This is a genomic window from Roseateles sp. (assembly GCF_039595295.1).
Taxonomy (GTDB): Bacteria; Pseudomonadota; Gammaproteobacteria; order Burkholderiales; family Burkholderiaceae_C; genus Roseateles.
In genome coordinates this window covers 23,519-33,338 of sequence record NZ_JBCNLU010000043.1, presented here as the reverse complement: position 1 = coordinate 33,338, position 9,820 = coordinate 23,519, and the positions used below count along the sequence as shown (strand labels likewise).

At 70.0% G+C, this 9,820-nt stretch carries 11 protein-coding genes; 3 read left to right on the top strand and 8 right to left on the bottom strand.

Features of this window, described 5'->3' with window-relative positions:
• Positions 1–602: response regulator (locus tag ABDW59_RS21440; RefSeq protein WP_343632937.1), on the bottom strand; the 602-nt coding region annotated here is incomplete at its 3' end.
• Between the two features lie 482 nt (positions 603–1,084).
• On the opposite strand from ABDW59_RS21440, the gene ABDW59_RS21435 reads away from it, so the two are divergent.
• A complete protein-coding gene (locus tag ABDW59_RS21435) occupies positions 1,085–1,573 on the top strand; it encodes an RNA-binding protein (RefSeq protein ID WP_343632935.1) in 489 nt (162 codons plus the stop codon).
• Positions 1,574–1,726: 153 nt separating this feature from the next.
• On the opposite strand, the gene ABDW59_RS21430 is transcribed toward ABDW59_RS21435, so the two are convergent.
• The 6 genes from ABDW59_RS21430 to ABDW59_RS21405 are packed head-to-tail and all read right to left on the bottom strand — an operon-like array spanning position 1,727 to position 6,804.
• A complete protein-coding gene (locus tag ABDW59_RS21430) occupies positions 1,727–2,503 on the bottom strand; it encodes an SDR family oxidoreductase (RefSeq protein ID WP_343632933.1) in 777 nt (258 codons plus the stop codon).
• Positions 2,500–3,177 (bottom strand): LPS export ABC transporter periplasmic protein LptC, encoded by a 678-nt coding sequence (gene lptC / locus ABDW59_RS21425; protein ID WP_343632931.1) that lies wholly within the window; start codon positions 3,175–3,177, stop codon positions 2,500–2,502. Before lptC ends, ABDW59_RS21430 begins: the two co-directional genes overlap by 4 nt.
• Complete coding sequence (locus ABDW59_RS21420; RefSeq protein WP_343632930.1) at positions 3,177–3,797, bottom strand: HAD hydrolase family protein; 621 nt, start codon at positions 3,795–3,797, stop codon at positions 3,177–3,179. The genes lptC and ABDW59_RS21420 overlap by 1 nt, the downstream gene beginning before the upstream one ends.
• Entirely contained in the window at positions 3,797–4,786 is a 990-nt protein-coding gene (locus ABDW59_RS21415; RefSeq protein ID WP_343632928.1) for a KpsF/GutQ family sugar-phosphate isomerase, read from the bottom strand. The genes ABDW59_RS21420 and ABDW59_RS21415 overlap by 1 nt, the downstream gene beginning before the upstream one ends.
• A gap of 51 nt (positions 4,787–4,837) precedes the next feature.
• Entirely contained in the window at positions 4,838–6,145 is a 1,308-nt protein-coding gene (locus ABDW59_RS21410) for a HAMP domain-containing sensor histidine kinase (RefSeq protein WP_343632926.1), read from the bottom strand.
• Positions 6,142–6,804, bottom strand: a complete 663-nt coding sequence (locus ABDW59_RS21405) for a response regulator transcription factor (RefSeq protein ID WP_343632924.1) — start codon at positions 6,802–6,804, stop codon at positions 6,142–6,144. Before ABDW59_RS21405 ends, ABDW59_RS21410 begins: the two co-directional genes overlap by 4 nt.
• A gap of 217 nt (positions 6,805–7,021) precedes the next feature.
• On the opposite strand from ABDW59_RS21405, the gene ABDW59_RS21400 reads away from it, so the two are divergent.
• Positions 7,022–7,777: a phosphatase PAP2 family protein gene (locus ABDW59_RS21400; RefSeq protein WP_343632922.1), complete on the top strand. Its 756-nt coding sequence runs from the start codon at positions 7,022–7,024 to the stop codon at positions 7,775–7,777.
• Positions 7,778–7,840: 63 nt separating this feature from the next.
• Positions 7,841–8,419, top strand: a complete 579-nt coding sequence (locus ABDW59_RS21395; protein ID WP_343632920.1) for a DJ-1/PfpI family protein — start codon at positions 7,841–7,843, stop codon at positions 8,417–8,419.
• A 120-nt stretch (positions 8,420–8,539) separates the two neighbouring features.
• Here ABDW59_RS21395 and ABDW59_RS21390 read toward each other — a convergent pair whose 3' ends face one another.
• Complete coding sequence (locus tag ABDW59_RS21390; RefSeq protein ID WP_343632918.1) at positions 8,540–9,811, bottom strand: Glu/Leu/Phe/Val dehydrogenase; 1,272 nt, start codon at positions 9,809–9,811, stop codon at positions 8,540–8,542.
• Between the last annotated feature and the right edge of the window lie 9 nt (positions 9,812–9,820).

Here is a 9,820-nt window from a genome sequence, read left to right as displayed (position 1 = left end):
GTGCGGTCGCTGCTGTCGGCGTCCAGGCCCCAGACGGCGTCGAGCAGGCTTTCGCGCGTGTGGATGCGGCTGGGGGCGGCCAGCAGGCGCAGCAGCAGGCCGAGTTCGCGCCGGGTCAGCGGCAGCAGCTCGCCGTGGAAGCGCACACGCGAGCCGTCGGCCTCGACGCTGAATCCCGGGACGCGTTCGATCGGCGCCTCGGCCGGCGCCTGGGAGCGCCGCAGCAGGGCGCGCACGCGGGCGACCAGCTCCCGGTTGCTGAAGGGCTTGGCGAGGTAGTCGTCGGCACCCAGCTCCAGGCCGAGCACCTTGTCCAGCTCGTCGCCCCGGGCGCTGAGCATCAGCACCGGCAGGCGAGCCTGGGGGCCCTGGCGCAGTTCGCGGCACAGGTCCAGGCCGCTGCCGTCGGGCAGACCGACGTCCAGGATGGCCAGGTCGACCGCTCCTGCGGCGAGCAGGGCGCGGGCCTCATGCAGCCAGCCGCGACACGCCACCCGGAAGCCTTCGCGTTCGAGGAGGAAGCTCACTGTCTGGGCGATGGCGGGATCGTCCTCAAGAAGAAGGACGCGCGCGGGCGGGGCGACGGGGCGGTCAGAGGTCATCGGCGGGGTGGGCGCTGCGGCAGGGAAGGGACAAAGGAGCGCTGCGGCTTGGCATTCTTCCAGCCTGCCCTCGCTTTGGCGGCAAAAACGTCCGTGTCGGTCGCAGGGCCGAACGGCGGTCGGTCGGGTGCTGGGGGGTGGGGCAGCGCGTCCTGTACGGCGCCTCGTCGGGAGCTGCCTCCCTCTCTAGGGGGAGGCGTCCTGGAGAAAGTCCGGATCGTGGAAAACACCGACCTGCGGCGAGTGGGGGTCGGGCGCAGGTTTTGCCATATTTAGGCGTGAGCGGCGCGATTTCCTGAACGTCACTTACACTGCTCGGGGTTTGTGCGCAGAAGCCGAAAAACAACAGCCGGCTTGACGCGTTGCGAACCGCCAATCCTGTCACACATAATCGGATCGCCTGAATGCAGCGCCTTCGTATGAGTGGTTCACGACGGGTTGAAGCAGCACATTGGGTTATTTGGTTTTGAAAGGGCTTCCCCATGGGAAACAAGTTATACGTGGGCAACCTCGCTTACAGCGTGCGCGATGAGTCGCTCCAGGAGGCATTCGGTCAATTCGGTTCCGTCACCTCCGCCAAGGTCATGATGGATCGTGAGACCGGTCGTTCCAAGGGCTTCGGCTTCGTGGAAATGGCTACCGACGAAGAAGCTCAGGCCGCGATCAACGGCATGAACGGCCAGGCCCTCGAAGGCCGCGCCATCGTCGTGAACGTCGCCCGTCCTCGTGAAGAGCGTCCGGGTGGCTTCGGTGGCGGCGGCAGCCGCGGCGGCTTCGGCGGCGGCGGCGGTAGCCGTGGCGGCTACGGCGGCGGTGGTGGCGGCGGCTACGGTGGTGGCGGCGGCGGCGGTTACGGTGGCGGCGGCGGTGGCCGCGGCGGCTACGGTGGCGGCGGCGGTGGCCGTGGCGGCTACGGTGGCGGCAGCAGCGGTGGTGGCAGCTATGGCGGCGGTGGCCGCGGCGGCTACTGATCCACGCTGGGCTAGATCCCGCACATGACAAGGGCGCTCCTCGGGGCGCCCTTTCTCATTGGTGCTCGCGTTGGAGTTCCCCCCGTCTTCGGCGTCTTGCCCTCACGATGGCCCGTCGTGAGGGCGATCGCGAAGTCGGGTGCCAAGGCGGGGTCAGGTCTCGCCTTGGCGATGCTTGCGCGGACGTCCCGCGAGCAAGCGATCGAAGACGGCCCCCGGCAGCAGCCGCATCGCATGCGCGACGACGCCCATCTGCCATGGAATGAAGCGCACCCGCGCCCCTGCCGAAATGGCCTCGAACGCCTTTTGCGCGAAGTCCTCAGGCTGCATCAGGAAGGGCATGCTGTAGCGGTTCTCGCGCGTCAGCGGCGTATCCACATACCCCGGCGCGATGGTCACGACTTTCACCCCGTCGGGTCGGCACTCGCCGCGCAGGCTCTCGCAATAACTGAACACCGCCGCCTTGCTGGAGCAGTAAGCCCCATGCCCCGGCAGGCCGCGAATCCCCGCGACGCTGGCGATTCCGACCAGCGTGCCCGAGCCTCGCGCCCGCATCGGCGCGACGAAGGGATGGAAGGTCGCCGCCAGCCCCAGGTTATTGGTGGCGTAGATGCGCTGCATGACCGCCAAGTCCTCGTAGACCGCCGTGTCCATGCCGATGCTGATGCCCGCGTTGGCGATGACCACCTCGGGCAGTCCCTGCTCGGCGATGCAACGGCGGCCGACGTCGACGATCTCATCCACGTTGCTGACGTCGGCTCGATAGACGCGCCAGCGCCAAGCCTCCAGCTGCTGAGCCGCGGCCCAGGCGCTCACCTCATCGACGCGGCGCGCGACCAGCGCCAGCGACCAGCCCTCGCGGTAATAGCGCAGCGCGAGCGCCTGCCCGATGCCACTCGACGCACCGGTGATGTAGACGAGTCGATTCATGGCTTCCGGGCGGGAGGCGACTTGGCGCCGGGCCTCGCGCTGAAGGTGGCGCGACCGCCGCCGCTGAAGCGCAACTGGCCGGTCAGCTGGTTGTAGTCGAAGCTCTTGACCTGCATCTCGCCGCCCATGCCGAGCACGCGCGTGGGGAGGTGAGACTTCATGATCTGCTGCTGCGGGAAGGCGGCCAGGAACTCGCCGTAGAGCTCCAGATCGGGACGCTCCGTCGGGTCGCCGCCGGGGTAGCGCTTGACTTTCACGTCGCCGAGCAGCTGCACCTCGCTGCCGTCCCCATTGGACAGTCCGCGCTGCGCGTCGGCCACCAGCAACTCGCCATCCTTGCCATAGGCGCGCAGCTGCGGCGCGTCGATCTCCAGTGTGTCGTTGTCCGGGTAATGGCGCATTTCCTTGCCGATCACGCGACCCAGCAGGCGGCCATCGCTGCTGAAGCGCTCGACCTCGAAATCGTTCATCCGGTAGTCCGGCTCGTGGCGCGGTGCGGCGCGCTCGCGGGGGGCTTCCAGCTGCGGCGTGTTCTTGATCAGCCACCACGTGAAGGCGGCCAGCAGGGCCATCAGCAGCAGCGGCACATAGCTGGCCAGCAGCGACTGCAGCCGCGCCATCAGCGGCTGGGCGCGGCGGCGTGGACCGGTCGGCGGCGGAGCGAGCGCCGCCATCAGGCGCCGCCCCCGTCCAGCGTGACCAGATGGCCGTGCAGCAGCGCGGCGTACCTGCCGGACGCCATCAGCAGCAGGTCGCAGAACTCACGCGCGGCACCGTGTCCGCCGGCCGCCTCGGTCACGTGGTGGGCGACGGCCTTGACCTCGGCATGGGCTTGCGCCGGGGCGCAGGCGAAGCCGGCGCGCACCATCAGCGGCAGATCGGGCCAGTCGTCGCCGATGGCGGCGACCTCCGGCCAGTCAACGCCCAGTTGCGCGAGCAGCGGCTGCGCCGCGGCCAGCTTGTCCTTGGCGCCGTAGACCGCGTGCTTCAGGCCCAGATCCGCGACGCGGCGGCGCACCGCCGGCGAGTCCCGCCCGGTGATCACGATGGGCACGATGCCGCCTTCGGCCAGCAGCTTCAGCCCGTGGCCGTCGAGCGTCGCGAAAGCCTTGAACTCCTCGCCGCGCTCGCTGAGATAAATGCGGCCGTCGGTCAGGACGCCGTCCACGTCGAAGATCGCTGCCTTCAGACCCAGGGCCGGGCCTTGCGCCTTGAGCAGCAGCTCGGGCGGGAAGCGCAGCGCGGGTTGGAGTTCGTTCAAGGGCATGCGGGGCGGGGAGGTCGGCGCCGTCATCAGATCACCTTCGCGCGCATCAGGTCGTTGATGCTGATCGCGCCTTGCAGACGCTGATCGGCGTCGACGGCCAGCACCAGGGTGATGCGCGCCGATTCCATCAGGTCGGCCGCGTCGACGGCCAGGGCGTCGGCCGCCACGGTGCGGGGATTCGGGTGCATGACCTGACCGGCGGTGAGGCCGCGCAGATCGGTGCCGCGCTCGATCAGGCGGCGCAGGTCGCCGTCGGTGAAGATGCCGGCGACCTTGCCGTCCGCGTCCGTCAGGATCGCGCAGCCCAGGCCCTTGTCGGACATCACCCGCATCATGTCGAGCAGCGGCAGCCCGGCCTCGACGCGCGGCAGCGCATCGCCTGCGCGCATCAGGTCGCGCACATGCGTGAGCAGCTTGCGGCCCAGCGAGCCGCCAGGATGCGAGCGCGCGAAATCCTCGGCGCGGAAGCCGCGCGCGTCCAGCAGCGCCACGGCCAGCGCATCGCCCAGCGCGATCTGCGCGGTGGTGCTGGCGGTCGGGGCCAGGTTGAGCGGGCAGGCCTCCTGCTCCACGCGCGAATCCAGGACGAAGTCCGCATGACGCGCCAGCGAGGAGCTCGCCCCGCCGGTCATGCCGACCAGCCTCACGCCCAGGCGCTTGAGCACCGGGATCACCGCGTTGAGCTCGTCGCTCTCACCGGAGTTGGACAGCGCCAGCACGATGTCCTGCGGCGTCACCATGCCCAAGTCGCCATGGCTGGCCTCCCCCGGATGGACGAAGAACGAGGGCGTGCCGGTGGAAGCGAGCGTCGCGGCGATCTTGCGGCCGACGTGACCGCTCTTGCCCATGCCCATCACGACCACGCGGCCGGGGCAGGACAGCACCAGCCGCACGACCTGTTCGAAGGAATCGCCGAGGCGCGGAATCAGCGCGAGCAGCGCGTCGGCCTCGACCTGCAAGGCCTGGCGCGCGACGTCGAGCGCACGGGAATGGGTGAGGGCGGCGTGGGTCGTCATACAGGGCGAAAGTGTAGCCGCCCCCTCCGGAAAGCACCGGCCCGCGGACCGTCAGTCCGGCGCCGGGCCCAGCCGCATAGCGACCAGGAAACCCTGGTCCGCGGCGGGCAGGCGCAGGTCGCCGCCGTGCGCCCGCGCGACCAGGTCGGCCATCATCAGCCCGAGCCCCATACGGCCCTCGTACTGCTGACGCTCCAGCGCGTCATTGAGGTCCACGCGTTGCCAGTCCGGCACGCCCTCGCCGTTGTCGGCCAGCTCCAGCATCGCGCCGCCGTCGGGCAGCGTGTGGCAGCGCAACGCCAGGCGCGTGGCGCGGTGGCGCCAGGCGTTGTCCAGCAGATTGATCAGCGCCGCGGCCAGCAGGTCGGGATCGGCGTCGACCCAGGCCTGCTCGGGCACGTCCAACGCCAGGCCGTCGGGCAGCGGCAGCAGCGTCAGCAGCTCGCTCAGGTCCAGCCGCTGCCAGCGCAGGCTCATGCCGGTGCGGAACAGGGTGAGCAAGGCCGTGACGACGCGTCGCAACCGATCCGCCGCCTCGCGGGTGCGCTGCAGGCGTCCGCGCGCTTCGGGCGGGGCCTCGCGCAGCGCCATTGCCAGCTGGGCGTCCATGCCGGCCAGCGGCGTGCGCAGCGCATGCGCGGCATGGGCGCTGAAAGCGCGTTCGTTGGCGACCCGCTGTGCGAGCCGCTGGCCCAGCTCCAGCACGGCGGCGCGAATCTCCACCAGCTCGCGCCGCTGCTGCTCGGGCAGCCGCTGCCGGCTGTCGAACGGGTCGTACTGGGCCAGTGCGACAGTGAGCTGATCCAGCGGCGCCAGCTCGCGCCGGGCACGTCGGTTCAGCCAGACCATGCAGAGCCCGCCCACCAGCAACGCCGAGAAGGCGCTCGCCAAGCCCACGCGGGTGCGGACCTCCTTACGCTCGGCGCTGGTCTGGGCAACCATCAGCCAGCCCGGGCCGGCGGCCGTCGGCAGCGGGCGGACATGGACGCGCCAGTCGTCGCCGTCGCTGCCGTCGTCGACCCAGTCGCTGAAGCCGGGCGGGAGCTTCCAGGCCTTCACCGGCGCCAGCGGCGAGCGATGCAGCAGCGTCCCGTCGGGCCCCACCAGCTGCCAGGCGAAATGGGTGCTGAGGTCGTCGCCGTCGGCCACCTCTGAAGGCATCGGCGCCTGCTGGCGCAGCAGCTGCCCCAGCACCTGGGAGGACGCCTGCAGCGTCTCGTCCAGCAGCTCGTCGACCTCCTCCTGCACCACCAGCCAGACGCACAGCCCGGCCAGCAGCGCCCACAGGACGGAGATCAGCAGCAGCTGGCTCGCCAGCCGGCCGGCGATCGACGGACGCCGGGGCGGGGCGGTGCTCAAGCCGCCTCCGGGCCGAGCCGATAGCCCAGGCCGCGGACGGTCTCGATCAGTTCGCGGCCCAGCTTGCGTCGCAGGCTGGACACGTGGACCTCGAGCGCGTTGCTCTGCACCTCGGCGTCGTCGCCCAGCACTTGCAGCTCCAGCTCCCGCTTCGGATACAGCCGGCCGGCGCGCTGCGCCAGCGCCTCCAGGACGGCCCATTCACGCGCGGTGAGCTCCACCGGCTGCCCGTCGCGCGTGGCACGCTTGGCGGCCAGATCCAGGCCCACCTCGCCGTAACGGCGCTGCGAGCTGCTCGCACCCATGTGGCGGCGGCTGACGGCGCGCAGCCGGGCGGCCAGTTCCTCGGGCGCGAACGGCTTGACCAGGTAATCGTCCGCGCCGCCGTCCAGGCCCTGCAGCCGGTCGGCGAGCAGATCGCGGGCGGTGAGCATCAGCGCCGGCGTCGGCACGCCGCGCTGGCGCAGGCCGCGCAGCCAGTCCAGGCCCGAGCCGTCCGGCAGTTGCCAGTCGACCAGCAGGGCGTCGAACTCTTCATGCTGACGCGGCAGCACCTCGGACAGCCGGCGGGCCCAAGTCACGGTGTGGCCCTCCGAGCGAAGAAAGTCGCTCAGACCTTCGCCGAGCAGCTCGTCGTCTTCCAGCAGCAACAGTCGCATGGGGGAGATCCGGGTGGGGATGGGGGAGGTCGAAAGGTAGCTGGTCGCGACGGGCGTGCGACTGGCGCGTTGGGGCGAAACGATAGCAGTCGGTCGGGCCCCGGACGAGACACCCGTCACGGAGGCCGCCCGTCATGGAAATCCACAAGGCCATCTTCAGCCGAGCTTCAGCTTCACTTCAGGAGTGCTTCAGCCCTCCGGAGCCCACTCGCTCCCCGTGAAAAGCCTCTTCTCCCGCCATCTGGCGGCCGGCGCCGACATGGCGACCGTGTCCGCTCCCGCGCTCCCCGCACTCGCCGCCGCCCCCCGTTTGGGGCGTGCGATCGCCATCGCGCTGGCGGGCTTGGTCGCGCTGTTGATCTGGGACCTCGCGGGCTGGGATCTGGTGGTCGTGCGGCTGTTCGGCAACGCCAACGGCTTTGCGCTACGCGATCATTGGCTGACCGCCGGGCTGCTGCATCAGGGCGGACGCTGGTTCGCGACCGGGCTGGCGGTGATGCTGCTGGTCAACGCGGTGCGCCCGCTGTGGCCGGGCCTGACCCGTCGCGAGCGCTGGGGCGCCGTGGCGCTGACCGCCGTCAGCCTGCTGCTGATTCCGCTGATCAAGCACGGCAGCGTCACCAGCTGCCCCTGGGACCTGGCCGAGTTCGGCGGCACCGCCCGCTACGTCTCGCACTGGAGCTTCGGCGTGCTGGACGGCGGCCCGGGCCATTGCTTCCCCTCGGGTCACGCGAGCTCCGCCTTCGCCTTCTTCAGCCTCTTCTTCATGCTGCGCCGCGCCTATCCGCGCCAGGCGCAACTGGCGCTGGGCGGCGTGCTGGTGACGGGCCTGCTCTACGGAACCGCCCAGCTGGCGCGCGGCGCGCATTACCCCAGCCACACGCTGTGGACCGGCTGGATCTGCTGGGCCCTGGCGGTCGCGGCGGCCCCCTACTTCCGATCCCGCGACGCCGACGCGGTTACGTCGCAATAACTAGCCACCCGTCACGATCGCTTCCCAGAATCGGCGCTCCACAACCGACTCTGGAGAGAAGCGATGGGCAAGAAGCTGCTGCTGCTGGCCGGCGATTACGTCGAGGACTACGAGCTGATGGTGCCGTTCCAGGCGCTGCTGGCGGTGGGCCATCAAGTCGACGCAGTGTGCCCCGGCAAGAAGGCTGGGGACTTCATCCTGACGGCCATCCATGACTTCGAGGGCGCGCAGACCTACTCCGAAAAGCCCGGTCACCGCTTCACGCTGAACGCGAGCTTCGACGACGTGAAGCCCCAGGACTACGACGCGCTCGTCATCCCTGGCGGCCGCGCGCCGGAGTACCTGCGCACCATGCCGGGCGTGCTGCCGCTGGTGCAGCATTTCTCGCAAGCCGACAAACCGATCGCCGCGATCTGCCATGGGGCGCAGCTGCTGGCGGCGGCCGGCATCATCCGTGGCCGCAGGGTCTCCGCCTATCCGGCCTGCGCGGCCGAGGTGGAACTGGCCGGCGCCAGCTTCGCCGACATCCCGGTCGATCAGGCGGTCACCGACGGCAAGCTGGTCACCGCCCCGGCTTGGCCGGCGCACCCGGCCTGGATCGCGCAGTTCCTGGCGGTGCTGGGGACCCAGATCACGCATTGATCGGGCGAATGCCAACGAGAACGCCCACGAGAACGCCAACGAAAAAGCGGGCTCCTCGGAGCCCGCCTCGCAGTCATCGTGAGAAACCACGGGCGACCTCGATCGCCCGCGTTCCCCGGATCAGGGGTACAGACCGCGCTCTTCGCGGGCTTCCAGCACGCGTGTGCACGCCACGGTGAAGGCCGCCGTGCGCAGCGGGATCTTGTGCTGCTCGGCCGTGTCCCAGATGCCCTTGAACGCGCCGACCAGGATCTTGTCCAGGCGGACGTTGATCTCGTCCTCGGTCCAGAAGAAGGACGAGAAGTCCTGCACCCATTCGAAGTAGGACACCGTCACGCCGCCCGCGTTGGCGATCACGTCGGGGACGACGATGATGCCGCGGTCCGCCAGCACGGCGTCGCCGTCCGGCGTCGTCGGGCCGTTGGCGCCTTCGATGACGACGCGGGTCTGCACGCGCTTGGCGCGCTCGCCGGTGATCTGGCCTTCCAGGGCGGCGGGGATCAGGATGTCCGACTTCACGTCCCAGAAGTTCTCGTTGTCGATGCGGTCTGCGCCCTTGAAGCCGCCCACGCCGCCCGTGCGGGCCACGTGGTCCAGCAGGTCGGTCATGTCCAGGCCCTTCTCGTTCAGGATGGTGCCGGTGTGATCCTGCACCGCCACGACGACGGCGCCGTTGGCGGCGAACATCTTCGCGGCCACCGAGCCCACGTTGCCGAAGCCCTGCACCGCGATGCGGGCGCCTTCCATGGCCACGTTCAGGCGGCGCATCGCCTCGCGACCGACGACGAACACGCCGCGGCCGGTGGCGGCCACGCGGCCGAGCGAGCCGCCCAGCGCGATCGGCTTGCCGGTGACGACGCCGGTGGCGGTCGCGCCCACGTTCATCGAGTACGTGTCCATCATCCAGGCCATGATCTGGCCGTTGGTGTTCACGTCAGGAGCGGGGATGTCCTGCGTCGGGCCGATGATCATGCCGATCTCGCTGGTGTAGCGGCGGGTGATCTTCTCGAGCTCCTTGTGGGACACGGTCTTGGGGTCCAGGCGGATGCCGCCCTTGGCACCGCCGTAGGGCAGGTTGACCGCGGCGTTCTTGACCGTCATCCAGGCCGACAGGGCCATCACTTCTTCCAGCGTGACGTCCGGGTGGTAGCGCACGCCGCCCTTGCCGGGGCCGCGGGTCAGCGAGTGCTGCACGCGGTAGCCCTCGTAATGGGCGATGGTGCCGTTGTCCAGCTCGATGGGGATGTCCACGATCAGCGCGCGCTTGGGGCGGCGCAGCGTTTCCACCCAGCGTGCCAGCTTGCCCAGATACGGCTCGACGGCGTCGATCTGGGACAGGTAGGTGCCCCAGGGACTGTTGCGCGTGGGAGAAACGAAAGACAGATTGGGCATGAAATGCTC

What these genes read in the sequence shown, in the direction of transcription:
- ABDW59_RS21435 (WP_343632935.1), top strand. Translation starts at nt 1,085, where the DNA reads ATGGGAAACAAGTTATACGTGGGCAACCTCGCTTACAGCGTGCGCGAT.
- ABDW59_RS21430 (WP_343632933.1), bottom strand. Translation starts at nt 2,503, where the DNA reads ATGAATCGACTCGTCTACATCACCGGTGCGTCGAGTGGCATCGGGCAG.
- lptC (WP_343632931.1), bottom strand. Translation starts at nt 3,177, where the DNA reads ATGGCGGCGCTCGCTCCGCCGCCGACCGGTCCACGCCGCCGCGCCCAG.
- ABDW59_RS21420 (WP_343632930.1), bottom strand. Translation starts at nt 3,797, where the DNA reads ATGACGGCGCCGACCTCCCCGCCCCGCATGCCCTTGAACGAACTCCAA.
- ABDW59_RS21415 (WP_343632928.1), bottom strand. Translation starts at nt 4,786, where the DNA reads ATGACGACCCACGCCGCCCTCACCCATTCCCGTGCGCTCGACGTCGCG.
- ABDW59_RS21405 (WP_343632924.1), bottom strand. Translation starts at nt 6,804, where the DNA reads ATGCGACTGTTGCTGCTGGAAGACGACGAGCTGCTCGGCGAAGGTCTG.
- ABDW59_RS21395 (WP_343632920.1), top strand. Translation starts at nt 7,841, where the DNA reads ATGGGCAAGAAGCTGCTGCTGCTGGCCGGCGATTACGTCGAGGACTAC.
- ABDW59_RS21390 (WP_343632918.1), bottom strand. Translation starts at nt 9,811, where the DNA reads ATGCCCAATCTGTCTTTCGTTTCTCCCACGCGCAACAGTCCCTGGGGC.